Origin of the sequence: Vibrio sp. 10N.286.48.B8, assembly GCF_003050085.1 — a bacterium.
Taxonomy (GTDB): domain Bacteria; phylum Pseudomonadota; class Gammaproteobacteria; order Enterobacterales; family Vibrionaceae; genus Vibrio; species Vibrio crassostreae.
Genome location: NZ_PIGD01000006.1, coordinates 141,928 through 166,590 on the forward strand (window position 1 = coordinate 141,928; position 24,663 = coordinate 166,590).

Below are 24,663 nucleotides of genomic sequence, written 5' to 3' on the forward strand. Positions count from 1 at the left end.
ATATCGTTACCTAGTCATAAAAATTCAATTAAATCGTTAGAAATTGGTCGAAATAGCACCAGTTTTAGGGGTTTAGCAGTGATTCAGTAGCAAACTACTGAATATTCAAATAACTAAAGCATAGGATTAGCAATGCTGGATTCTAAATTACTTCGAGCTGAGCTGGATGAAACAGCGGCAAAATTAGCACGTCGAGGCTTCACCCTTGATGTAGAGACAATTCGTGAACTTGAAGAAAAACGTAAGTCCCTTCAGATGAAAACTGAAGAGCTACAAGCGTTACGTAACTCTCGATCGAAGTCCATTGGTCAAGCGAAAGCAAAAGGCGACCATGAAGAAGCTGAGCGTATCCTTGCTGAAGTAGGCAACCTAGGCGCAGAACTAGACCAAGCTAAAGTAGCATTGGCCGATCTTCAATCTGAGCTAGAAACGATCACAATGTCTATTCCTAACCTACCTGATGCAGAAGTACCAGATGGTAAAGATGAAGACGACAACGTAGAAGTTTCTCGTTGGGGTCAACCTAAGACTTACGACTTTGAAGTGAAAGATCACGTAGATCTTGGCGAAATGTCTGGCGGTCTTGATTTTGCTAGCGCAGTTAAAATCTCTGGTTCTCGTTTCATCGTGATGAAAGGAAAATTTGCGCGCCTACACCGTGCTATTGCTCAGTTCATGCTAGACCTTCACACTGATGAGCACGGCTACACAGAAATGTACGTACCGTACCTAGTGAACCACGATAGCCTTTACGGTACTGGTCAACTTCCTAAGTTCGGCGAAGACTTGTTCCACACAAGCCCGCTAACTGAGCAAGTAAGTGATGTGCCTCTTAAGACTCTATCGCTTATCCCTACTGCGGAAGTACCGGTAACGAACATGGTTCGTGACACGATTACTGATGAAGCTGAACTGCCACTTAAGATGACAGCTCACACGCCATGTTTCCGTTCTGAAGCGGGCTCTTACGGTCGTGACACTCGTGGTCTTATCCGTATGCACCAATTCGACAAAGTTGAACTAGTACAAATCACTAAGCCAGAAGACTCAATGGCAGCACTTGAAGAGCTAACAGGTCACGCTGAGAAAGTACTTCAACTTCTAGAGCTTCCTTACCGTAAAGTGATTCTATGTACAGGTGATATGGGCTTCGGTTCTGCGAAAACTTACGACTTAGAAGTATGGGTTCCAGCACAAGAGACTTACCGTGAGATTTCTTCTTGTTCAAACATGTGGGATTTCCAAGCGCGTCGTATGCAAGCTCGTTTCCGTCGTAAAGGCGAGAAGAAACCTGAACTTGTACACACACTAAACGGTTCTGGTCTTGCTGTTGGTCGTACTATGGTTGCTATTCTTGAGAACAACCAAGAAGCTGACGGTCGTATTGCTATCCCAGCTGTACTTCAGCCATACATGGGCGGTGTAACGCACATCGGTTAATCGTTCGACGATTTAGTGAGTTCATAAATTATTGAAAACCCAGCCTATTGGCTGGGTTTTTTATTATCTGAAAAATATATTGGTGCGTTCTTTTACTACTTTCACCTAAATATTATTACGAAAAAGTAATAGTGTTTTATTATTTTTGCATATTATTACTTAATTGTAATGTGGCTATAATGTCCTCTTACCGCGGTAGGTAAAGATTTTCTCGTTTATGTACAGAGGAGGGCTTATGGCCGTAGGATGGGCTGGAGACGATAGTGTCAGCCAGCAAATACAAAATACCATTGATGATGAGATCTCTCGTGTCAGAGGAAACCTTCGAGGTGGTGAGAGTTTGCGTTATTGTGATGAGTGTGGTGATGAGATACCGGAACAAAGACGACTCGCGATCAAAGGCGTTCGTTTGTGTATCGAATGTCAGTCAATATTAGAGCATGACGCACATCGACATTCATTGTTTAACCGTCGAGCAAGTAAAGATAGCCAATTACGTTAAACTGACGGTTACCTTCAAAACAGTTAAGGCCTTACTTTTATGTAAGGCCTTTAAGTTTAATTAAGTGATTTATTATTGAAGATATATAGAAATAATCATCGCTCTTGTTCAGAACAATAAACGCATTATTTAATTACTATTTAAAGCAATGAGCATTTTGTAATGCAGTGTCGATAGCTGCGACCAATTGCTCAATATGTTGTGGTTCGCTAATAAACGGAGGCATCATATAAATTAACCTTCCGAACGGACGAATCCAAACACCTTGCTCAACAAAATGAGCTTGAATGGTTTCCATATCGACAGGTGTGTGTGTTTCAACAACGCCAATCGCTCCTAGCCAGCGTACGTCTTTTACAAGATCATGCTCTCGTAAAGGTGGCAGTAATTCAGAGAAGAGCTGTTCGATCTGTTGAGTCTGATTTTGCCAATCGCCTCGCTCTATGATCGACAAGCTTGCCGCACCGACTGCACAAGCTAATGGGTTCCCCATAAAGGTTGGCCCGTGCATAAAGCAGCCCGCTTCACCGCCACATACCGTATCAGCGACTTCTTTGCTCGCCAGTGTTGCTGAAAGGGTCATGTAGCCACCAGTCAGCGCTTTGCCAACACATAAAATATCAGGTTGAACATCGGCATGTTCACAAGCGAACAGTTTGCCTGTGCGGCCAAACCCGGTAGCAATCTCATCCAAGATCAGCAATACGTTGAATTCATCACACAGCAATCGAACCTGTTTTAGTAACTCAGGGTGGTAGATGCGCATACCGCCAGCACCTTGGACAATTGGCTCCAAGATCACGGCTGCGACTTCTTGATGATGTGTTGCTAGCTTTTCACGGAAGCTGTTTATGTCGTTAGCGTCCCATTGTTCCCAAAAACCTGTTTTCGGTGAATCTGCAAAAATATGTTCAGGCAAAAAGCCTTTGTAGAGGCTGTGCATCGAGTTGTCAGGGTCGGTCACTGACATCGCTGCAAAGGTATCACCGTGGTAGCCATCTCTGAGTGTGAGGAACTTCGAACGAGGTTGTCCTTTGGCATGCCAGTATTGAAGCGCCATTTTAAGACTCACTTCTACGGCAACTGAGCCTGAATCGGCCAAGAATACATGTTCAAGATTACTTGGTGCTAGGTTGAGAAGCTTCTTACATAAATCGATGGCAGGCTGGTGGGTGATACCACCAAACATAACGTGTGAAACCTTATCTATTTGGCTATGAGCAGCGGCATTTAGCTCTGGATGATTGTAGCCGTGGATAGTTGACCACCAAGACGACATACCATCAATAATTCGTTTTCCGCCTTCTAATTCTAAGTAAACACCGTCTGCATTGGTGACTGGGTAGCAGGTCAGAGGTGTTAACGTTGATGTGTAGGGATGCCAGATATGCTGGCGATCAAAGGCGAGATCCATAGTAACTTCCATTCTTGGTGTGATTAAAAAACAATCAGATGTAAACTTTTGATATTATCAATGTGTTGACAGTCTAAAGCTTGTCGGTAGACTAGCCAAGCATAAATGCAAACTCTAGACGCAGAGTTGTAACATCAAAAAAATAAAAAAAAGGATCGACACGTGGAAGTTCGTCATGACTGGACAGTTGCTGAAGTAACAGCGCTGCTTGAAAAACCGTTTATGGATTTAATGTTTGAAGCTCAAGTCGTTCATAGACAGTACCAAGAGCACAACCACGTGCAGGTGAGTACGCTTTTGTCGATAAAGACAGGTGCTTGTCCTGAAGATTGTAAGTACTGCCCTCAAAGTGCTCACTACCGAACGGATGTCGACAAAGAACGCTTAATGGAAGTTGAGCGTGTTTTGGATGCAGCGCAAAAAGCCAAGAATGCGGGCTCAACTCGTTTTTGTATGGGCGCTGCATGGAAAAACCCGAAAGAACGCGATATGCCTCACCTAACTGACATGATCAAAGGTGTGAAAGGCATGGGTCTAGAAACCTGTATGACCCTGGGCATGTTAACGCCGGATCAAGCAGGTGAGCTAGCCGACGCAGGTTTGGACTACTACAACCATAACCTTGATACGTCTCCAGAGTTTTACGGCAGCATTATTACCACTCGTACTTACCAAGATCGTTTAGATACGCTATCTCACGTGCGTGATGCCGGAATGAAGATCTGTTCTGGTGGCATCATCGGTATGGGCGAAAGCACCAATGACCGCGCAGGCCTTCTTGTAGAACTGGCGAACCTTCCAGTACACCCTGAAAGTGTACCAATCAACATGCTTGTAAAAGTGAAAGGCACACCGATGGAAAACGTCGATGATGTCGAGTCTTTCGACTTCATCAAGCTGATTGCAATTGCACGTATTATGATGCCTATGTCTGCGGTTCGCTTATCTGCAGGCCGTGAGAACATGAACGAACAGATGCAAGCGATGTGTTTCATGGCGGGTGCGAACTCTATCTTCTACGGTTGTAAGCTACTGACGACGCCAAACCCTGATGAAGACACGGATATGCAGTTGTTTAAGAAGCTGGGTATCAACAGCCAAGAAGTGGCTCAAAAGCCAGACGAAATTCAAGAAAACGAACTGTTAGATCAAGTGGTGGAGCGCGTTGCGGCTCGTCCAACTAAAGATGACATGTTCTACGATGCCACTGTTTAAAGCTCGCATTAAAGAAGCCCTTGTTCATCGCCATGAGCAAGGGTTGACTCGCCAACTCAAGGTGCTCGAAAACAGCAATGGACCTTTGCTGAATAGCGAAGGTTCTAGTTTCATCAATTTTTCGAGTAATGATTATTTAGGCTTGGCGAACGATCCTGAACTGGTGGATGCATGGCAAACGGGTCTTTCACAATATGGAGCTGGAAGTGCGGCGTCGCCATTGGTTACAGGCTTTAGTCCTGCTCATCGAAATTTAGAGGCTCAACTGTGTGAATGGTTGGGCTTTGAACGTGCCATTCTCTTTAGCTCTGGTTTCAGCGCCAATCAAGCCTTGTTGTTCTCTCTTCTTGAGAAAGACGACTCACTGTTGCAAGACAAACTTAACCACGCTTCTTTGATGGAGGCGGGGATGCTTTCTCCTGCAACAATGAAACGTTTTAAGCATAACGATACGCAACATCTAGAGTCGCTACTGAGCCGTTCTCCACAATCCTTAGTTGTGACGGAAGGCGTGTTCAGCATGGACGGCGACCAAGCTCCTCTCAATCAAATATCTCGCCTGACCAATCAATACGACAGTTGGCTAGCGGTTGATGATGCCCACGGTATTGGCGTACTAGGTGATAAAGGGGCGGGGAGCTGTAACGCGGCACAAATAACGCCTGATATCTTAATTGTGACTTTTGGTAAAGCCTTTGGTCTTTCTGGAGCTGCGATTCTTTGTTCATCAGAAGTGGGTGATTACTTAACTCAGTTCGCTCGTCATCATGTGTATTCGACGGCAATGCCACCTTCACAAGCAGTGGCTTTGTCTCATGCGTGTCAGATGATTCAAACACAAGAGTGGCGTCGCGAGAAGCTAACCGAGTTAGGGGCTCTTTATGCAGAGCAGCTGAATGGCGTGAAAGGCTTTGTTGATACTCAGACTCCAATTAAGCCATTTGTGATAGGTGAAGCTCAGGCTGCATTATCTATAGCTGAAGAGTTAAAGCAAAACCAAGTTTGGGTGACCGCAATAAGGCCGCCAACCGTTCCAGCCGGAACCGCTCGATTACGAATCACGCTAACGGCTAACCACAGTCAGAAACAGATTCTTCAGTTAACCAGCTCGTTGCTTAAAGCAATAGAGCTAAATAATGAGGCTCAGTAAATGTCACAAGAAGCAGTAGTGCATGATTACATAGGCCAAGATAAAAGTGCGATTGCCGAAGCTTTCGGTAAAGCAGCAACAACCTATGATAAACACGCTGAGTTTCAGCGCGATGTTGGTCACCGGCTATTGGATAAGTTACCGAGCGACCTCTCAGGGTTAAAGGTGCTCGATTTAGGTTGTGGGACTGGCTATTTCTCCGAACAGATGGTGAAACGCGGTGCTGAAGTGGTATGCGCTGATCTTTCTGATGGAATGCTGCAAAAAGCAGAACAGCGCTGTGGCGCAAGTGTTTGTCTATATCAACAAGCTGATGCCGAACAATTACCGTTTGAAGATGGGTCTTTTGACATCGTTTTTTCAAGCCTTGCGTTGCAATGGTGTGACGATTTATCGTCGCCTTTGAGAGAAATGAAGCGTGTTGCTGCCGCTGGTGGGCGTGTTATTTTCTCAACTTTGCTTGATGGGTCACTGTTTGAGTTGAAAAAGTCGTGGTCTAAAATTGACTCACATCAACACGTTAACCATTTTATTACAATCAATCAGGTAAAAATTGCGTTAGCGCAATCTAGCTGTACAGCTCATCAACTAGACTTGCCCACCATCACCGTTTGGTACGACACTGCGTTTGAACTGATGCGCGACCTTAAAGGTATTGGCGCTAATCACGTAAGTGGTCGCTCACAAGGTTTAACAAGTCGTCGCATGTTGCAGCTTGTTGAACGGGAATATCGAGAGTTTAAAAACCATCAAGGTTTCTTGCCAGCAACATATCAAGTTTGTTTAGGGGTTATTCAATTATGATTGATGCATTATTTATTGCAGGTACGGATACCGAAGTGGGAAAAACTGTGGTTTCAAAAGCGATTCTTCAAGCTTTGGCCGCACAAGATCTATCAACAATTGGTTACAAGCCAGTTGCAGCAGGGAGTGAGAAATCCCCTGAAGGTTTACGTAATAGTGATGCTCTGCATCTTCAAGAAGCAGCGACGCAAGATATTGCTTACGAAGACGTCAACCCGTATGCGCTATTGTTACCGTCATCGCCTCACATCGCTGCTAAACATGACGGTGTTGTAATTGATGAAGCGGTATTATCAGCGAAGCTAGAACAGCATAAGCAAAATTCTGACATCGTGTTAGTTGAAGGTGCTGGTGGCTGGCGTGTACCGGTTTCAGATGATGAATATTTGTCTAGCTGGGTTAAAAAAGAGCAGTTGCCAGTAGTACTTACTGTGGGTATTAAGCTTGGTTGTTTGAGCCACGCTCTATTAACGGCAGAAGCGATTCGTGCTGATGGCCTAAACCTAGTCGGTTGGGTCGCAAACCGTATCAATCCGGGTACTGAGCACTACGCAGATATTATTGCGATGCTTGAAGATAAGCTAGGTGCGCCAAAGTTAGGTGAAATCCCTTACGTACCAAAAGCGAAGTCTAAGAACATTGGTAAGTACATTGATGTGCAGCCTTTGCTTGCGCTTTAATTATCACCTTATGTACTAAATAAGAAAAGGGCTGCGATTGCAGCCCTTTTGCTATTTTAAGCCTTTAGATCTTAAGTTGATAAACAACCGGTCTTTTAATAGAAAGCTTGGGATTAATGTTCTTTTGTCAGTCCCATTAAAGCTTGCTGTGTTTCTGTTATCTTTGTCTGTGCAGTTTGCGGTGTTAGGATTCCGATCTGCTTTTTCGCTTCTTCTTCAGTAATCCCTAGGTGACAGCACAGTAAATCGATAGCCATTTGAGTGTTAGTACCTTCAACCATGATTCTTCCCTTTTTGTACATGGACTAGCCAATAAATCATCTGAAGTCACTGTAAACGGATTGTTATATCGACACCATACGACTTAGGTCTAATAGATTAGATTTAATTCGGATATGGTCTCGTAATCAAATGTTGCAATTTAATGCTTAACCTTGTTTTCTTAATCTAAGACTATATGTATAAGTAAGTATAAGTCTTCAAGGTTGGAATCTATTGCTGTCTACCTTGTCTATAACAATAAGTTTTATAAAAACAGCTTTCATGCGGAGATAAGTAATGAAGCGAGTAATGTTGTTCCTTGCAACCAACCTAGCGGTTGTATTGGTTCTAAGTGTTGTTCTTAATATTGTATACGCAGTCACAGGTATGCAACCCGGTAGCCTCTCAGGCTTATTGGTGATGGCTGCGGTATTTGGTGTTGGCGGCTCATTCATTTCATTAATGATGTCAAAGAAAATGGCGCTACGCTCTGTAGGCGGCATGGTCATTGAAAGCCCGCGCAACGAAACAGAACATTGGTTGATGGAGACGGTAAGCCGTCAATCTCAACAGGTTGGTATTGGTATGCCAACAGTGGCGATCTACGACTCGCCAGACATCAACGCATTCGCGACAGGCGCTAAGCGTGACGATTCATTGGTCGCAGTATCAACAGGCCTGCTGCACAACATGACGCGTGATGAAGCTGAAGCGGTATTGGCTCATGAAGTTAGCCATATCGCGAACGGCGACATGGTGACAATGACTCTAATGCAGGGTGTTGTGAACACGTTCGTTATCTTCCTATCTCGTTTCATCGCCAACATTGTTGCGTCGAATGACAACGAAGAAGAGGGTGGCAGCAACATGATGGTGTACTTCGGTGTGTCTATGGTGCTGGAATTGGTATTTGGTTTCCTAGCGAGCTTCATTACGATGTGGTATAGCCGCCATCGTGAGTTCCATGCTGATGCAGGTGCTGCGCACTTGGTAGGTAAAGATAAGATGATTGCAGCGCTAGAACGTCTAAAAGTGAGCCACGAGCCGCAATTAGAAGGTTCTATGATGGCGTTTGGTATTAACGGTAAGAAGTCTCTTACTGAGCTATTAATGAGCCATCCGCCACTAGATAAGCGTATTGCGTCTCTGCGTAACATGTAATTTCTAATATGATTAGCCATCGCTAGTCGAAAAGATAAATCTAAAGGCTTCCTTCGGGAGGCCTTTTTTGATCTTGGCGCTTAAGATAACAAGTGTTGAGACATGAAGTATGAGATACGAGGTGTAGTTGTCGTTAGGTGATTAAATTGAATAAGCAGGGGGCGAGTAGATCAATTGGAGGAGAATTGGTGTTCTTATGTTTACGATTCTTGTGTCGATAGATTTAATTCCGCGCAATAAAAAGGCTTCCACATGGGAAGCCTTAGTCTATTCTGCGATTCGAAATTCGAATCTTACAGCTTGTCAGTTAGCTCGATTGCTTGACCGATGTAGTTTGCTGGAGTCATCTCTTTCAGGCGAACTTTCTCGTCTGCAGGGATTTCAAGACCGTCGATGAATGCACGCATGCCTTCGCCATCTACACGCTTACCACGAGTTAGCTCTTTTAGCTTCTCGTATGGCTTCTCGATGCCGTAACGACGCATTACTGTTTGTACTGGTTCAGCAAGAACTTCCCAGTTTTTGTCTAGTTCAGCAAGTAGTGCTTCACGGTTAACTTCTAGCTTGCTAATACCTTTCAGAGTTGAAGTGTATGCAATTATTGCGTAGCCAACACCAACACCTAGGTTACGAAGAACTGTAGAGTCAGTTAGGTCACGTTGCCAGCGAGAAACTGGAAGTTTTTGTGCAAGGTGGCTAAATACTGCGTTAGCTAGACCAAGGTTGCCTTCAGAGTTTTCGAAGTCAATTGGGTTAACTTTATGCGGCATTGTAGAAGAACCGATTTCGCCAGCAATAGTCTTCTGCTTGAAGTGACCAAGAGCAATGTAGCCCCAAACGTCACGGTCGAAGTCTAGAAGAATCGTGTTGAAACGAGCAACCGCGTCGAATAGCTCAGCGATGTAATCGTGAGGTTCGATTTGAGTTGTGTACGGGTTCCAAGTTACGCCAAGAGATTCAGTGATGAACTCTTCAGAGAACTGGTGCCATTCAACTTCTGGGTATGCAGAAAGGTGTGCGTTGTAGTTACCTACCGCGCCGTTGATTTTCGCTAGGATCTCAACGCTTTCGATTTGCTTGTATTGACGTTCCATACGGTACGCAACGTTAGCCATCTCTTTCCCCATAGTAGAAGGAGAAGCTGGCTGACCGTGTGTACGAGAAAGAAGAGGAATGTCACGGTACTCGTTCGCAAGTGCTTTGATAGCATCAATTACGTTACGAATTTCTGGAAGAATCACTGTGTCACGAGCTTCTTTAAGCATAAGCGCGTGAGATGTGTTGTTGATGTCTTCAGAAGTACATGCAAAGTGAATGAATTCGTTAACTGCGTGAAGCTCAGGAACGCCCGCAACTTTCTCTTTCAAGAAGTACTCAACCGCTTTTACGTCGTGGTTTGTCGTGCGCTCGATCTCTTTGATACGCAGAGCGTCTTCTTCGCTGAAGTTAGCGGCTAGTTCATCAAGAAACTGGTTAGCTTCTGCACTGAACGCTGGTACTTCCTTGATTGCATCAGTAGCTGCAAGCTTTTGTAACCAACGAATTTCAACGATAGAGCGGTACTTTAGTAGTCCAAACTCACTAAAGATGCTGCGTAATGCAATAGTCTTACTTCCGTAACGGCCGTCTACTGGTGAAACAGCAGTCAATGCTGACAGTTCCATGGTGTTCTCCTGAATTGAGTTTTCTAAATTTTGAGAGGTTTATACCAGTAACAATCTCAATTGTCACGCACATTGCGCAATCGTTTGCGTGAGAGTTGTGTTGATACAAAAAACAAGCTCGCGACAAGGCGCGAGCTAATAAATTACATTCGAGCTAGTAGGATTTGAGCCTGCTCGATCATCTTCTTGCGACCGAAGATAAGGTGGCGGCGTTTACCACCAACCTGGCGCCATAACACAGCGCTTCGAATCCCTGATAGAAGCAGTGCGCGAACCTTATGTTGGCTCGAGGTTTGTTGAAGTACAGCTGGTGTGCCAGAAACCTGAATACGAGGGCCTATTGGGCTCACAACATCAAGGTAGATGCTCGCAAGGTTGCTGATCATTTGCTCGTCAAACAGATCAAAGTGTTCAGTTTGGCGCTCTGCAGTTTGAATGCGGTCACCAAGCTGAGACATAGAGTCGTTGCGAGAAGATAGCTTACGCTCAAGAGCCATCAAGCTGATAATGTAACGAGTAATATCGCTACCAGCTGGAGTACTATCGATACCTTTTACTAAGCACTCAAGGCCAAGCTTTAGGTTCGCTTCACGTCCAAATACGCCAACGGTGTTCGCCGGGTTGGTATTTAAAATAGCACTGAGTGAAGCTTCGAAGGCATCTTTATCACAATGGCCGTCTTTCGCTACTTGTTGAACCAAAGCCACAGCTTGGCAAATTCCGGCGAAAGCAATAGTACGGTCATAAAGTGTATTAGCCACGTAGTAACTCCTAGTTGTCTTCTATCGTTTGTCGTTCGATTAGTTAGATGCGTTTTTCGATGATACCGCCACCAAGACATACTTCGTCTAGGTAGAACACTGCCGATTGACCTGGGGTCACAGCAATCTGTGGTTCATCAAAAATAACCTTAATGTTCTCATCATCAATTGGGATGATTGTACAAGGAATATCAGTCTGACGGTAACGTGTTTTTACCGTGCATGTCATAACTTCAGTAATTGGTGTGCGATTTACCCAATGAAGCTGAGAAGCGATCAAACCTTCTGATTTCAAAAGAGGGTGGTCTTTACCTTGTACTGCGATCAAAACATTACGCTTGAGATCTTTTTCACCAACAAACCATGGTTCTTCATTACCGCCGCCACCTTTAGTGCCACCGATATGAAGGCCTTTGCGCTGACCTAGCGTGTGGTACATCAAACCTTGGTGTTGACCAATCACTTGGCCTTCAGGTGTTTCGATGTTACCCGGTTGTGCTGGTAGGTATTTGCCTAGGAATTCAGTGAACTTACGCTCACCGATAAAGCAGATGCCTGTAGAATCTTTCTTCTTCGCTGTGATCAAGTCTTGCTCTTCAGCAATACGTCGCACTTCTGGCTTTTCTAATTCACCGACAGGGAATAGGCTGCGTGCCACTTGATCTGAGCTTAGCGTGTATAGGAAGTAGCTTTGGTCTTTGTTGCTGTCTAGACCACGTAGCATTTCTGGTTTTACGCCAGCATCAAGCTCTTCTTGAGTTGGGAAAGTACGACGAACGTAGTGACCCATCGCAATATAGTCTGCGTCTAGCACTTCATCCGCAAACTCTAAGAATGCTTTGAACTTGATTTCTTTGTTACAAAGGATATCAGGGTTCGGTGTACGACCCGCTTTGTACTCTTCAAGGAAGTACTCGAATACATTGTCCCAGTATTCCGCAGCAAAGTTGATCGTGTGTAGGTGGATGCCTAGTTTGTCACATACCGCTTGAGCATCAGCAAGGTCTTCAGCTGCCGTGCAGTATTCTTCGTTATCATCTTCTTCCCAGTTTTTCATGAAAAGGCCTTCTACCTGATAGCCTTGTTGCTGAAGAAGATACGCCGATACTGACGAATCTACACCGCCGGACATACCGACAATTACTTTCTTTTCGCTGTTTCCAGAGCTGATATCTGACATGTCTAAACACCGTTACTATTACTTGGTCGCAGATTCTAACAGAAAGAGAAACGCCGTGACAGATCCGAGACCGGAATCACAGTTTCATTTGCACAAATAGTGCGCTGACTTTGTTAGAGAATCGCATGAGAGCGAGGTGAGTCGCTAGGATGTCAGAAGTATATGTGGCATAGTCGCTCGAAATCCAAGACCTGAGATAAAAAAATGTCTGAACAAAATGAATTTATGCAAGAAGAAGAGCTGATTGAGATTATCGAAAACCAGCTTGAAGATGGCGAACCTGTAAAAGTTAAAGAGACGCTGATGCGTTTAATGATGACTGGTACTCCTCGTGAAGAGGCAATTGCGGCTATGGCATGTGCACTGGCAATTGAAGTCTTTGACGTTATGAAAAACGGCGCGGAGTTCAATCAAAAACGTTACGCAGAGCATTTGGGTATGCTGCCTGATCTGAGCTTTATGGAAGGCGAATAAAAAAAACCTTCAGCAAACGTTTGCTATAGTTTGAAAGATTGCCGCGTTAAATATAGCGCGGTAGAATCCGCCACCTATTTCCCCTTGACTTAGACTAGCCCTATGAAATTCCCTGGACAACGTAAATCAAAGCACTACTTTCCGGTTCACGCTCGTGATCCTCTAGTGAGCCAAGCTCAAAGCAGTAAAAGAATGTCACGCACTCATATTATCGGTATTGACCAAACATTGGTGGATATTGAAGCAAAGGTGAGTTCTGAACTTATTGAGAAGTATGGTTTGAGCAAGGGACATTCACTGGTTATTGGTGACGCAGCCGCTGAATCTTTATATCAAGAATTAAAAGAACAGAGCCTGATTACCAATGAATACGCTGGTGGCACAATTGGTAACACATTACACAACTATTCAGTGCTAGCGGATGACCGTTCTACTCTACTGGGTGTAATGAGCCAAGATATTAAGATTGGTAGCTACGGTTACCGCTATTTATGTAATACATCAAGCAGAATGGATCTGAACCATTTACAAGGGGTAGATGGCGCAATTGGTCGCTGCTTTGCATTAATTACAGAAGACGGTGAACGTACTTTCGCAATTAGCGAAGGACAAATGAACCAATTAAAACCAGAAAGCATTCCTGAAAAGATCTTCAAAAGTGCTTCTGCTTTAGTTTTAACGGCTTATTTAGTTCGTTGTAAGCCAGGTGACCCTATGCCTGAAGCAACAATGAAAGCGATCGAATACGCGAAGAAATACGATGTGCCTGTTGTTTTAACCCTTGGTACTAAATTTGTTATTCAAGATGATCCAGAATTCTGGAAAGATTTCCTTGAGCAACACGTAACTGTTGTTGCAATGAATGAAGATGAAGCTGAAGCATTGACAGGCGAGAGTGATCCGCTTGCTGCTTCAGATAAAGCGTTAGAGTGGGTAGACCTTGTTCTATGTACCGCGGGACCTGTTGGCCTATTCATGGCGGGTTACACGGAAGATGCAGCTAAACGTGAAACGTCACTGCCTTTACTTCCAGGTTCAATCGCAGAGTTCAACCGTTTTGAATTTAGCCGTCCTGCGCATAAAGATTTATGTGAAAACCCAACCAAAGTGTATTCGCATATTGCGCCATACATGGGTGGTCCGGAAAAAATCAAAAATACCAATGGTGCAGGTGATGCTGCTTTATCGGCTTTATTACATGATATGGCTGCGAATAAGTACCACAAAGAAAACGTGCCAAACTCAAGTAAGCACCAACATTCATTTTTGACCTATTCTTCTTTCTCACAAGTTTGTAAATATTCAAACCGTGCTAGCTATGAAGTGTTGGTTCAACACTCTCCACGTTTATCTCGTGGTCTTCCTGAAAGAGAAGATAGCCTAGAAGAAGCGTACTGGGAAAGATAAGTTACTTTCTTTAATCAGTAGTACTATCAGTATCAGTTAGTTTCTAATACTGATAGTACAAATATAAAAAAGGCTCCGAAAGGAGCCTTTTTTGTTTCTGAATATATTGAAGCCGTAAATAATACTTTGGTCGACTAAAATATTAATTCTATTGCTTAGCGTGTAATTGATTACTCACTAAGTAAACTAAATGTTTAGATTGCAAACTCTTCTAGAGATTTACCAGCATCTAGCTGTTCTTGGATAGCTGAAGGCGTACGACCTTGACCTGTCCAAGTCTTCTCATCGCCATTTCCGTCTACATATTTGTATTTCGCAGGGCGAGGAGCGCGTTTAGCTTTAGTTGTTTTAGATTTTGCTTCACCAGAAAGTGCTGCAATTAGATCTGCAACATCAATTCCGTCTTTTGCAATTTGTTCAGCAATAGCAGAAAGCTTAGCTTCTTGCTCTGCTTTAGCAGCACGCTCTTCAGCTTCAGACTCTTGACGCTCTTGTACAACAATAGTCAGCTTGTCTAGCGCTTCTTCAAGTTGCTCAAGAGTTAATTCACGTGAGAACGCACGAAGGCTGCGGATATTTAATAGAGTTTTTGTTAATTCAGACATGATATTTTCCATCAAGGTAAACTAAATAATCCTCCTAATAATAAACAGAGCCTAGGAATAAAACAAATAGTATTTCTTCTATTACATATTTAAATATAAAAGTGAGATGAATAGTTGAAAATTCAGAGCCGTATTTCTATCGAATTTATAATAATTATTAAGATTATCTTAAAAACTGATATGTGACTGGTGGAGTAGTTAACTTATGTAGACTATTCTCTTATTGATTAGTTCATTAGCAAAAAGCTATTTTTCTCGGAATGATATGTTGCATTGTTGCTCTTGATGAGTACAATTGCGGCTACCTGATGCGAGGTATTGGTTAATTTGTTGTTAAACTCTGGTTTGCACGGTTAATAATGTTATCGCACGTAGAGGTGCAATTATAAAAAGTAACTTCCGTTGGGGTGATGCCAATGAACGGGAATGAAAGGTGTAATTGCCGAAGTAAATTGTATATCTAAGCAATTTGCTGGGGTTGTGCTCAATAGGTACAACACTGCCATAGTCTTAATTTTAAACTATGGAGCGCTACTGTAGGGTTGGGTGAAGTGTTCACTTCCCTTTCGCTTAGTTCAACATGAGCTTGGTCAGCCGTATCAAGTTTGTCTGCAGTAGATCTCTAGCCAAATAAAAAACTGGTTTTTGAAGATCATGAATTTAATAGATTTTGCAACATCACCTTTATCTTTGCTTCCGCCCCTTGTGGCTTTGAGCCTTGCTATTGTTACCCGCCGTGTATTGGTTTCTTTGGGTGTCGGTATCATCATGGGTGCGATTCTACTTGCTGACTACTCAGTAGGTAACGCAGTTAGTTACGTGTTTACTAAAGCATCTGGTGTTTTCATCGAAGATGGTGGCATCAACACTTGGAACATGAGCATCATTGCATTCCTAATTATTCTTGGAATGACAACTGCACTATTAACACTGTCTGGCGGTACTCGCGCATTCGCGGAGTGGGCACAGTCTCGCGTTAAGAGCAAACGTGGTTCAAAACTACTTGCTGCTTTCTTAGGTGTATTCATCTTCGTTGATGATTACTTTAACAGCCTAGCGGTTGGTGCCATCTCTCGTCCTGTAACAGACCGTTTCTACGTATCTCGCGCTAAGCTTGCTTATATCCTAGATTCAACGGCTGCTCCTATGTGTGTGATCATGCCTGCTTCTAGCTGGGGTGCTTACATCATCACTATCATTGGTGGCATCTTAGTGACACACGGTGTGACAGAGTATTCTGCACTGGGTGCATACGTTCGTCTTATCCCAATGAACTTCTACGCTGTATTCGCACTATTAATGGTGTTTGCAGTGGCATGGTTCGGTCTAGACGTTGGTAAGATGCGTGAGCATGAAATCGAAGCATCTCAAGGCCGTGGCTTTGAAGGCGACAACGATCAAAAGCAAGCACACGATCTAAACGAAGAGCTAGATATCGAAGAGAGCGAAAACGGTTCAGTTTCTGATCTGGTTATGCCAATCGTATCGCTAATTGTAGCGACAGTTGCAGCAATGCTTTACACAGGTGGCCAAGCGCTGGCTGCTGATGACCAAGCATTCAACCTTCTAGGTGCATTCGAAAACACGGATGTAGGTAAGTCTCTTGTTTACGGTGGTGTTATCGGTTTACTAGTAGCACTAGCGACAGTATTCAAGCAAAAGCTCTCTATGGCTGATATCGCAAGAACAATGTGGATCGGTGCTAGCTCTATGTTTGGCGCGATTCTGATTCTTGTGTTTGCATGGACTATCGGTTCTGTCATCGGCGACATGAAAACGGGTTCTTACCTATCGTCTCTAGTAACAGGCAGCATTGATTACCACTGGCTACCGGTTATGTTGTTCCTTCTAGCGGGCGTTATGGCGTTCTCGACAGGTACATCTTGGGGTACGTTCGGTATTATGTTACCTATCGCGGGCGACATGGCTGCAGCATCGGACATCGCGCTGATTCTTCCTATGCTAAGTGCGGTTCTAGCGGGTGCTGTATTTGGTGACCACTGTTCTCCAATCTCTGATACGACGATTCTGTCTTCTACTGGTGCTCGTTGTAATCACATCGACCACGTATCGACTCAGCTTCCATACGCGTTGTCTGTAGCGTTCGTATCGTGCATTGGTTTCATTACTCTAGGTATGACATCTTCAATTGGCATCGCATTTGGCGCAGCGTCTCTAACGTTTGTCGCTGTATGTTTTGCATTGGCTTACTTCTCTCGCTGTAAAATGGCGACGTGCAAAAGCTAAAACTGAAAGCTAATCAGTAAACTATCAGGGAGGCATTGGCCTCCCTTTTTTGTGCTTGTTAATTTAATTTTAAGTTTCGTGAAAAAAGTTAGAATAAATGGTTGAAAAAGGATCTCAGCTTAGTTAGTGTGGAGACAAGAAAGCAAACAACTGAAGAGCTTATAAGTATGCGTAAATTAGTAATGAACATTCATCACCATCATCACCCTATCTAGTCTTTCGGGGAGATTTACGTATACCCGGGAGCAAGAATTCTCCCGGAGGTTAAGTCAAAGAATTTAGATTTAAACCCTCGGGATGACAAAGTCTTCCGAGGGTTTTTTAGTTTTAGCGCTTTTAAATAATCAATAAATTCAAATATTTGCACAGGGATACAGCAATGCAGACACAACGCCTAAGAATCGCAATTCAAAAGAAAGGTCGCTTAAGTAAAGAGTGCCAAGACCTACTTAAAAAATGTGGTGTTAAATTTAACATCATGGGTGAGCGCCTAGTTGTTCATTCACTAAATATGCCAATCGACTTGTTATTAGTTCGTGATGATGACATCCCAGGTCTTATCATGGATGGTGTGGTTGACCTTGGTTTCATCGGTGAAAATGAACTAGAAGAAGTTCGACTAGACCGTGTTGCTCTAAAAGAGCCATCAGAGTTTCGCACACTACGTCGTTTAGACTTCGGTGGTTGCCGTCTTTCTATCGCAATCAACAAAGATGAAGTCTACAACGGGCCACAAGATCTTGCGGGCAAGCGTATTGCGACAACTTACCCACAACTACTGAAAGCCTACATGGATGAGCAGGGTGTTGAATTCAGCACTTGTATGCTAACAGGCTCGGTTGAAGTAGCGCCTCGTGCAGGTCTAGCAGACGCTATCGCTGATTTAGTTTCTACAGGTGCAACGCTTGAAGCGAATGGCCTAAAAGAAGCTGAAGCTATCTTCCAATCGAAAGCAACACTTATTCAACGTGTTGGTGATTTCGACGCAGACAAAACCGCACTGATTGAAAAACTACTGACTCGTATGCAGGGTGTTCAACAAGCGAAAGAGTCGAAGTACATCATGCTTCACGCGCCAACTTCTCAACTAGAGCAAATCAAAGCACTACTGCCTGGTGCTGAAGATCCAACGGTTCTTCCACTATCTACAGACAAAGACAAAGTTGCCGTTCACCTAGTAAGTACAGAGAACTTGTTCTGGGAAACAATGGAGCAGCTGAAAGAGTTGGGTGCAAGCTCGATTCTAGTATTACCAATCGAAAAAATGATGGGGTAGTGACGATGAGAACCGTTGTTTGGCAATCTTTAAGTGAATCACAGCAAGACTCGGTATTAGAGCGTCCAGCTATTACTGAAGGTGCAAACATCACCGCGACTGTTTCTGATGTGATTGCAAAAGTACGAAATGAAGGCGATGCCGCGCTTAGAGAGCTGACTGCAAAGTTTGATGGTGTGACTCCAGAATCCATTCGAGTCAGTTCGGGTGAGATCGAAGAGGCGTGTGCTCGTCTAACACCAGAGATGAAGCAAGCGTTAGAGCAAGCTTATAGCAACATTGCGAAGTTTCACGAAGCTCAAAAGCCGCAGCCAATTAAGGTTGAGACACAGCCTGGTGTTGTGTGTGAGCAAGTGACGCGCGCTATTAATACTGTTGGCCTTTATATTCCAGGTGGCAGTGCGCCACTTCCGTCAACGGTTCTTATGTTAGGTGTTCCCGCTCAAATCGCAGGTTGCCGCAAGGTTGTGCTTTGTTCACCTCCACCAATCGCAGATGAAATCTTGTATGTCGCTAAGCTTTGTAAGATCGACGAGGTTTACAACGTTGGTGGTGGTCAAGCGGTGGCTGCAATGGCTTACGGTACCGAGAGTGTAGCTAAAGTCGATAAGATCTTCGGCCCTGGCAACGCGTACGTAACGGAAGCGAAACGCCAAGTTAGCAACGACTTCCGCGGTGCGGCGATTGATATGCCTGCTGGCCCGTCTGAAGTGTTAGTGATTGCCGATGAAACTGCAGATGCAGATTTCATCGCGGCGGATTTACTGAGCCAAGCGGAGCACGGTCCTGATTCTCAGGTTGTGCTAGTAACACCATCTCCAGTGGTTGCTGACCAAGTAACAGAAGCGGTTCAGAAGCAATTGAAAGAACTGTCTCGTGCGAACATCGCTCAGCAAGCATTGGCTTCAAGCTTAATTATCATTGCTGAATCGATCACTCAAGCGATTGCGATTTCGAACTTCTACGGTCCTGAGCACTTGATTGTTCAAACCAAGAATCCACGTGAATTGCTGCCATTGCTAGATAATGCAGGCTCAATCTTCCTTGGTGACTGGTCTCCAGAATCTGCAGGTGACTACGCATCAGGCACAAACCACGTTCTTCCGACTTACGGTTACACGAAAACGTATTCAAGCCTGGGTTTAGCTGATTTCTCTAAGAGAATGACGGTGCAAGAGCTAACGGCTGACGGTTTGAAAGGCCTAGCGCCAACGGTAGTAACAATGGCGGAAGCCGAAGGCTTGGATGCACACAAACGCGCTGTGACCATCCGAGTTGAAAAGTTAAATAAAGCGAAATAAGGGTAGGGCATGGAAAAGTTAGCAAGAAAACAAGTTCAGGCTCTTACACCTTACTTGTCTGCAAGACGCATTGGCGGTACTGGTGATGTATGGCTCAATGCCAACGAATCTCCGTTTGATAACGAGTACAACCTAAACCTGTCTCGTCTTAATCGCTACAGCGAATGTCAGCCTAAAGAGTTGATTGACGCTTATGCACAATACGCCGGTGTGAAATCAGAGCAAACACTAACGACTCGTGGTGCTGATGAAGGCATCGAGTTATTGATTCGTGCTTTCTGTGAGCCGAACGAAGACGCTATTCTTTACTGCCCACCTACTTACGGTATGTACGCAATCAGTGCAGAGACGATTGGTGTTGAGCGTAAAGTTGTGCCTCTAACTTCTGAATGGCAACTGGATCTTCCTGCGATTGAAGCTCAACTCGACAACGTAAAGGTGGTGTTTGTTTGTAGCCCAAACAACCCAACCGGTAATTTGGTTAATCGTAAAGACATCATCAAGTTGCTTGAAATGACTCAAGACAAAGCGATCGTGGTGATGGACGAAGCGTATATCGATTTTTGTCCAGAAGCGTCAACCGTTGATTTGCTTGAGCAATATCCAAACCTCGCGATCCTACGCACCTTGTCGAAGGCTTTTGCTTTAGCGGGTTTACGTTGTGGTTTTACGCTGGCGAATAAAGCGCTTATCGATGTGCTGTTGAAAGTGATTGCTCCTTACCCAGTGCCAATCCCTGTTGCTGACATTGCCGTTCAAGCACTTTCAGAGCAAGGACTTGCACGAGCTAAGTTCCAGGTCCTGGATTTAAGTGCGAACCGAGCGTATTTGCAAGCGGGTCTATTAGGTATGCCTCAAGTGACGGTATTTGATGGTTGGGGTAACTACCTACTGGTTAAATTCCCGAACGGCGATAAGTTGTTTAAAGCGGCTTGGGATACGGGCATCATCTTGCGTAATTCACCAATTGAAGACTGTGTTCGCATTAGTATTGGTAACCGCGAAGAGTGCGAAAAGACACTTGGATTCATTCGTAACTTTTATCAGTAACGAAAGGCTTACCAGTAATAACATTTACCAGTTTGATTTGATTAATCGCAGGCTGGTAAGTGAAACCAATATTTTGGGTTAGCGTTTGATTTTAGCTAGGCCACCAGATTTAAAATTAAAAGGAAGTTCAAGTGAATAAACAACAGAAAATACTTTTTATAGACCGCGACGGCACCTTAATTGTTGAGCCGCCAGTTGACTTTCAAGTAGACCGTTTAGACAAGCTAAAATTCGAACCGCTAGTGATTCCTAGCCTGCTTGCACTGCAAGATGCTGGTTACCGTCTAGTGATGGTGACTAACCAAGACGGCCTAGGTACCGATAGCTACCCACAAGAAGATTTCGATGCGCCACACAATATGATGATGGAGTTCTTCGAATCTCAAGGCGTTAAGTTTGACGACGTGCTTATTTGCCCTCACTTTGACGAAGACAACTGCTCTTGCCGCAAGCCTAAATTAGGTATGGTTAAAGAGTATTTACAAGGCGGTAAAGTCGACTTCCAACACTCTGTTGTGATTGGCGACCGAATGACGGATCTTCAACTTGCAGAGAATATGGCAATCCGCGGTATTCAATATGGCCCTGATGCAGAAACGGAAGGTACGCTTAACTGGCCACAAATCGTTAAAGATCTGACGGTTAATGCTCGCGTTGCTGAAGTGGTTCGTACAACTAAAGAAACCGACATTAAGGTAGCTGTAAACCTTGATGAAACCGGTGGTAATAAGATCGATACCGGCATGGGTTTCTTCGACCACATGCTTGATCAAATCGCGACACACGGTGGTTTCCAAATGAACCTGACGGTGAAAGGCGATCTACACATTGATGATCACCACACAGTGGAAGATACGGCACTTGCGTTAGGCCAAGCTCTGAAAGATGCACTAGGTGACAAACGTGGTATTGGCCGTTTTGGTTTTAGCCTGCCAATGGATGAATGTTTGGCTCAGTGTGCGCTAGACCTTTCTGGTCGTCCATACCTGAAGTTCGATGCTAAATTCAGTCGTGAGCAAGTGGGTGATCTTTCAACAGAGATGGTGGTTCACTTCTTCCGTTCTCTAACCGACACTCTGGCTTGTACGCTACACCTTTCTTCTGCTGGCAATAATGATCACCACATCATTGAGAGCCTGTTCAAAGCGTTTGGCCGTACTCTTCGCCAAGCAATCAAAGTTGAAGGTAATGAGTTACCAAGCAGCAAAGGCGTCCTGTAAGGCTAACGTTAGCAAGGAAAAAACAATGAAAGATCAAAAAGTCGTCATCATTGATACTGGGTGTGCCAACGTTTCTTCGGTTAAATTTGCCATTGAACGTTTGGGTTACGCAGTTGAAATTTCAAAAGAACCTGAAGTTGTTCTTGCTGCCGATAAGCTATTCCTACCCGGTGTAGGTACAGCAAGTGAGGCAATGAAGAACCTGCAAGAGCGCGACCTTGTTTCTCTTGTGAAGAAAGTAGAGAAGCCTCTGCTTGGTATTTGTTTAGGTATGCAACTGTTAGGCAAATTATCTCAAGAGAAAGGCCAAAAGGCTGACGAGTTAGTTGAATGTCTAGGTTTGTGTGATGGTGAAGTGCGTTTACTCGAAACGGGCGATTTGCCATTACCACACATGGGTTGGAACACAGTAACTTCGACACCTAACCATCCTTTGTTTAAAGATATTGAAGAAGGCGAATATTTCTACTTCGTTCACAGCTTCGCAATGCCAGTGGGCGACTACACAATCGCACAATGTGATTACGGTAATCCGTTTACAGCGGCGGTTCAAAGTGGCAATTATTATGGTGTTCAGTTCCACCCAGAGCGATCTTCGAAAGCTGGCTCTAAGCTGATTCAGAACTTCTTGGAATTGTAATAAGGATTAGGCAGCGGCTAACGTTGCCATATAAGGAATGTAAATGATTATTCCCGCGTTAGATTTAATTGAAGGTCAAGTAGTTCGCTTATTCCAAGGAGACTACGGGCAAGTAACAGAATACAAAGTAGACCCAGCAGAGCAGTTTAACCTGTATCACCAAGCTGGCGCAGGTTGGCTGCATCTTGTTGACTTAACGGGTGCAAAAGACACAACGGCTCGTCAGTTAGACTTGATTGCTAAGCTACTTGCTAGCACGCCTGCGAACATCCAGATTGGTGGTGGCGTGCGTAACGAACAAGATGTCGTTGACCTACTGGAAGCTGGTGCACAGCGCGTTGTGGTTGGTTCTACAGCAGTTAAGCAACCAGAGCTGGTTAAAGGTTGGATGGAAAAGTACGGCGCTGAAAAAATCGTGCTTGCTCTGGACATCAACATCGATGAAAGCGGCACACGTAAAGTGGCAATTTCAGGTTGGCAAGAAGATTCAGGCGTGACTATTGAAGCGCTGATTGAAGACTACCTAACAGTGGGTCTTAAACACGTTCTATGTACTGACATTTCACGTGATGGCACGCTAGAAGGGTCAAACGTCGAGCTTTATGTTGACCTTTGTAAACAATACCCACAGGTTCAATTCCAATCATCGGGCGGCATTGGCAGCTTAGCGGATATCGAAGCTCTAAAAGGCAGCGGTGTTGCTGGTGTGATTGTTGGTCGTGCGTTACTTGATGGCAAGTTTACCGCAGAGGAGGCATTTGCATGTTGGCAAAGCGAATAATCCCTTGTTTGGATGTCCGTGACGGACAAGTGGTGAAGGGCGTTCAGTTCCGTAACCACGAAATCATTGGCGACATCGTTCCGTTAGCACAGCGCTATGCGGAAGAGGGCGCTGATGAGCTCGTATTTTATGACATCACGGCATCGAGTGATGGCCGTGTCGTCGATAAAAGCTGGGTGAAGCGCGTAGCAGAAGTGATTGACATTCCTTTCTGTGTTGCTGGTGGTATTAAATCAGCAGAAGATGCAGCGCGCATTCTTGAATTTGGTGCCGATAAAGTATCGATCAACTCGCCTGCACTTGCTAACCCTCAATTGATCACTGACCTTGCTGATAAGTTCGGCGTGCAGTGTATTGTTGTCGGTATCGATTCATACTTCGATAAAGAAACCGGTAAATATCAGGTTTACCAATTCACTGGCGATGAGGCGCGTACTAAAGCGACCAAATGGGAAACCAAAGATTGGGTGCAGGAAGTACAGAAACGTGGCGCAGGTGAGATTGTGTTAAACATGATGAACCAAGATGGCGTTCGTAACGGCTATGACATCGAACAGTTAAACATGGTACGTGAAGTATGCAATGTACCTCTGATTGCTTCTGGTGGCGCAGGTGCAATGGAGCACTTTGCTGAAGCCTATAAGAAGACCAACGTGGACGGAGCGCTAGCAGCTTCGGTATTCCACAAGCAAGTCATCAATATTGGTGAACTTAAACAGTATTTAAAACAACAAGATGTAGAGGTGCGACTATGAGTTTTGAAACCGCAAGCTTATCAAAAACAGAAGTAGGCGCATTATCAGAGCGTATTAACTGGGAAAAAGTAGATGGCTTAGTACCAGCTATTGTTCAAGATTACCAATCGAGCCAAGTGTTAATGATGGGATACATGAACCCAGCAGCACTTGAGAAAACAGGTGAAACTGGCAATGTGACGTTTTTCTCTCGCACCAAAGAGCGCCTTTGGACGAAAGGTGAAACGTCAGGCAACGTATTACAACTGCAAAACATCGCCTTGGACTGTGACAGCGACACTTTACTGGTTAAAGTTAATCCCATTGGTCCAACGTGCCACACAGGTACAACAACGTGTTGGGATGGAGACAAGCAAGAAGAGTCTCAGATGGTGTGGCTTCATCAGCTTGAGCAGCTACTGGCTGCCCGCAAGGACGCAGACCCTGAGTCTTCTTATACTGCCAGTCTATATGCCCGTGGCACCAAGCGTATTTCGCAAAAAGTGGGCGAAGAAGGCGTTGAAGTCGCGCTTGCGGCGACGTCGGGCGATAAGGCGGAACTAGTGTGTGAATCAGCAGATTTGATTTACCACCTAATGGTTCTTCTTCAAGACCAAGGTCTATCGATGAACGACGTGGTAAATAAACTTAAAGAGCGTCATAAGTAAGCCTCTTTAGATTTATCGAACCGCGTAA

Annotated in this window: 24 protein-coding genes, 1 riboswitch and 1 other annotated feature; of the genes, 18 read left to right on the forward strand and 6 right to left on the reverse strand. The window is 44.4% G+C overall.

All coding sequences use genetic code 11. From position 1 onward, the window contains the following. Nucleotides 1-132 precede the first annotated feature (132 nt). Both serS and CWO08_RS09590 read left to right on the forward strand, forming a co-directional pair. Nucleotides 133-1,440 carry a serine--tRNA ligase gene (serS, locus tag CWO08_RS09585; protein ID WP_010439959.1) on the forward strand — a complete coding sequence of 436 codons (1,308 nt, stop codon included), beginning with the start codon at nucleotides 133-135 and terminating at the stop codon, nucleotides 1,438-1,440. Between the two features lie 235 nt (nucleotides 1,441-1,675). Beyond that, nucleotides 1,676-1,942: a DksA/TraR family C4-type zinc finger protein gene (locus tag CWO08_RS09590; protein WP_048658302.1), complete on the forward strand. Its 267-nt coding sequence runs from the start codon at nucleotides 1,676-1,678 to the stop codon at nucleotides 1,940-1,942. Nucleotides 1,943-2,078: 136 nt separating this feature from the next. On the opposite strand, the gene bioA is transcribed toward CWO08_RS09590, so the two are convergent. Further along, nucleotides 2,079-3,356 carry an adenosylmethionine--8-amino-7-oxononanoate transaminase gene (gene bioA / locus CWO08_RS09595; RefSeq protein WP_102431575.1) on the reverse strand — a complete coding sequence of 426 codons (1,278 nt, stop codon included), beginning with the start codon at nucleotides 3,354-3,356 and terminating at the stop codon, nucleotides 2,079-2,081. Between the two features lie 162 nt (nucleotides 3,357-3,518). On the opposite strand from bioA, the gene bioB reads away from it, so the two are divergent. Genes bioB through bioD form a run of 4 tightly spaced genes read left to right on the forward strand, consistent with a single transcriptional unit; the run spans nucleotide 3,519 to nucleotide 7,205 of the window. Beyond that, on the forward strand, nucleotides 3,519-4,571 hold the full coding sequence (gene bioB, locus CWO08_RS09600; protein WP_048609384.1) for a biotin synthase BioB: 1,053 nt from the start codon (nucleotides 3,519-3,521) through the stop codon (nucleotides 4,569-4,571). Then, the gene (bioF, locus tag CWO08_RS09605) at nucleotides 4,558-5,721 is read left to right on the forward strand and encodes an 8-amino-7-oxononanoate synthase (protein WP_102431574.1); all 1,164 of its coding nucleotides are present in this window, start codon (nucleotides 4,558-4,560) and stop codon (nucleotides 5,719-5,721) included. Before bioB ends, bioF begins: the two co-directional genes overlap by 14 nt. Beyond that, complete coding sequence (gene bioC, locus CWO08_RS09610; protein ID WP_102431573.1) at nucleotides 5,722-6,525, forward strand: malonyl-ACP O-methyltransferase BioC; 804 nt, start codon at nucleotides 5,722-5,724, stop codon at nucleotides 6,523-6,525. It begins immediately after the preceding gene. Then, on the forward strand, nucleotides 6,522-7,205 hold the full coding sequence (gene bioD, locus CWO08_RS09615; protein ID WP_048658306.1) for a dethiobiotin synthase: 684 nt from the start codon (nucleotides 6,522-6,524) through the stop codon (nucleotides 7,203-7,205). The genes bioC and bioD overlap by 4 nt, the downstream gene beginning before the upstream one ends. 113 nt (nucleotides 7,206-7,318) lie before the next feature. On the opposite strand, the gene CWO08_RS23965 is transcribed toward bioD, so the two are convergent. Further along, complete coding sequence (locus CWO08_RS23965) at nucleotides 7,319-7,486, reverse strand: hypothetical protein (RefSeq protein ID WP_017078977.1); 168 nt, start codon at nucleotides 7,484-7,486, stop codon at nucleotides 7,319-7,321. A 277-nt stretch (nucleotides 7,487-7,763) separates the two neighbouring features. On the opposite strand from CWO08_RS23965, the gene htpX reads away from it, so the two are divergent. Next, nucleotides 7,764-8,627 (forward strand): protease HtpX, encoded by an 864-nt coding sequence (gene htpX, locus CWO08_RS09620; protein ID WP_108020349.1) that lies wholly within the window; start codon nucleotides 7,764-7,766, stop codon nucleotides 8,625-8,627. A 293-nt stretch (nucleotides 8,628-8,920) separates the two neighbouring features. On the opposite strand, the gene purB is transcribed toward htpX, so the two are convergent. The 3 genes from purB to mnmA all read right to left on the reverse strand — a co-directional run bounded on the left by purB (nucleotide 8,921) and on the right by mnmA (nucleotide 12,232). Further along, nucleotides 8,921-10,291, reverse strand: a complete 1,371-nt coding sequence (purB, locus tag CWO08_RS09625) for an adenylosuccinate lyase (protein WP_017057059.1) — start codon at nucleotides 10,289-10,291, stop codon at nucleotides 8,921-8,923. Between the two features lie 143 nt (nucleotides 10,292-10,434). Then, nucleotides 10,435-11,052 carry a high frequency lysogenization protein HflD gene (gene hflD, locus CWO08_RS09630; protein WP_009848813.1) on the reverse strand — a complete coding sequence of 206 codons (618 nt, stop codon included), beginning with the start codon at nucleotides 11,050-11,052 and terminating at the stop codon, nucleotides 10,435-10,437. Between the two features lie 43 nt (nucleotides 11,053-11,095). Continuing rightward, the gene (gene mnmA / locus CWO08_RS09635) at nucleotides 11,096-12,232 is read right to left on the reverse strand and encodes a tRNA 2-thiouridine(34) synthase MnmA (RefSeq protein WP_017068076.1); all 1,137 of its coding nucleotides are present in this window, start codon (nucleotides 12,230-12,232) and stop codon (nucleotides 11,096-11,098) included. A 204-nt stretch (nucleotides 12,233-12,436) separates the two neighbouring features. Between mnmA and CWO08_RS09640 the strand changes: the two genes are divergently transcribed. Together CWO08_RS09640 and CWO08_RS09645 are read left to right on the forward strand one after the other, a co-directional pair. Then, on the forward strand, nucleotides 12,437-12,706 hold the full coding sequence (locus tag CWO08_RS09640; protein ID WP_010439986.1) for a hypothetical protein: 270 nt from the start codon (nucleotides 12,437-12,439) through the stop codon (nucleotides 12,704-12,706). A gap of 102 nt (nucleotides 12,707-12,808) precedes the next feature. Next, nucleotides 12,809-14,113, forward strand: coding sequence for an inosine/guanosine kinase (locus CWO08_RS09645; protein ID WP_102431572.1), 1,305 nt, complete (start codon nucleotides 12,809-12,811; stop codon nucleotides 14,111-14,113). Nucleotides 14,114-14,307: 194 nt separating this feature from the next. Here CWO08_RS09645 and CWO08_RS09650 read toward each other — a convergent pair whose 3' ends face one another. Next, entirely contained in the window at nucleotides 14,308-14,718 is a 411-nt protein-coding gene (locus CWO08_RS09650) for an H-NS family nucleoid-associated regulatory protein (protein WP_102433210.1), read from the reverse strand. 364 nt (nucleotides 14,719-15,082) lie between these two features. Continuing rightward, nucleotides 15,083-15,260, forward strand: a riboswitch (Lysine riboswitch). Nucleotides 15,261-15,372: 112 nt separating this feature from the next. Between CWO08_RS09650 and CWO08_RS09655 the strand changes: the two genes are divergently transcribed. The 9 genes from CWO08_RS09655 to hisIE all read left to right on the forward strand — a co-directional run bounded on the left by CWO08_RS09655 (nucleotide 15,373) and on the right by hisIE (nucleotide 24,635). Then, the gene (locus tag CWO08_RS09655; protein ID WP_102433209.1) at nucleotides 15,373-16,965 is read left to right on the forward strand and encodes a Na+/H+ antiporter NhaC family protein; all 1,593 of its coding nucleotides are present in this window, start codon (nucleotides 15,373-15,375) and stop codon (nucleotides 16,963-16,965) included. Between the two features lie 190 nt (nucleotides 16,966-17,155). Continuing rightward, nucleotides 17,156-17,291: a sequence feature (His leader region), on the forward strand. A 53-nt stretch (nucleotides 17,292-17,344) separates the two neighbouring features. Beyond that, complete coding sequence (gene hisG, locus CWO08_RS09660) at nucleotides 17,345-18,241, forward strand: ATP phosphoribosyltransferase (protein ID WP_009848806.1); 897 nt, start codon at nucleotides 17,345-17,347, stop codon at nucleotides 18,239-18,241. Continuing rightward, entirely contained in the window at nucleotides 18,241-19,542 is a 1,302-nt protein-coding gene (gene hisD / locus CWO08_RS09665; protein ID WP_102433208.1) for a histidinol dehydrogenase, read from the forward strand. Before hisG ends, hisD begins: the two co-directional genes overlap by 1 nt. Nucleotides 19,543-19,551: 9 nt before the next feature. Beyond that, nucleotides 19,552-20,592, forward strand: a complete 1,041-nt coding sequence (hisC, locus tag CWO08_RS09670; RefSeq protein WP_102433207.1) for a histidinol-phosphate transaminase — start codon at nucleotides 19,552-19,554, stop codon at nucleotides 20,590-20,592. 131 nt (nucleotides 20,593-20,723) lie between these two features. Next, nucleotides 20,724-21,812, forward strand: a complete 1,089-nt coding sequence (gene hisB, locus CWO08_RS09675) for a bifunctional histidinol-phosphatase/imidazoleglycerol-phosphate dehydratase HisB (protein ID WP_108020350.1) — start codon at nucleotides 20,724-20,726, stop codon at nucleotides 21,810-21,812. A gap of 25 nt (nucleotides 21,813-21,837) precedes the next feature. Continuing rightward, complete coding sequence (hisH, locus tag CWO08_RS09680; RefSeq protein ID WP_017630681.1) at nucleotides 21,838-22,452, forward strand: imidazole glycerol phosphate synthase subunit HisH; 615 nt, start codon at nucleotides 21,838-21,840, stop codon at nucleotides 22,450-22,452. A 43-nt stretch (nucleotides 22,453-22,495) separates the two neighbouring features. Then, nucleotides 22,496-23,233: a 1-(5-phosphoribosyl)-5-[(5-phosphoribosylamino)methylideneamino]imidazole-4-carboxamide isomerase gene (gene hisA / locus CWO08_RS09685; RefSeq protein ID WP_012604374.1), complete on the forward strand. Its 738-nt coding sequence runs from the start codon at nucleotides 22,496-22,498 to the stop codon at nucleotides 23,231-23,233. Then, on the forward strand, nucleotides 23,215-23,988 hold the full coding sequence (gene hisF, locus CWO08_RS09690) for an imidazole glycerol phosphate synthase subunit HisF (RefSeq protein WP_017630683.1): 774 nt from the start codon (nucleotides 23,215-23,217) through the stop codon (nucleotides 23,986-23,988). The genes hisA and hisF overlap by 19 nt, the downstream gene beginning before the upstream one ends. Then, nucleotides 23,985-24,635, forward strand: coding sequence for a bifunctional phosphoribosyl-AMP cyclohydrolase/phosphoribosyl-ATP diphosphatase HisIE (gene hisIE / locus CWO08_RS09695; protein ID WP_009848800.1), 651 nt, complete (start codon nucleotides 23,985-23,987; stop codon nucleotides 24,633-24,635). The genes hisF and hisIE overlap by 4 nt, the downstream gene beginning before the upstream one ends. Nucleotides 24,636-24,663: the final 28 nt, after the last annotated feature.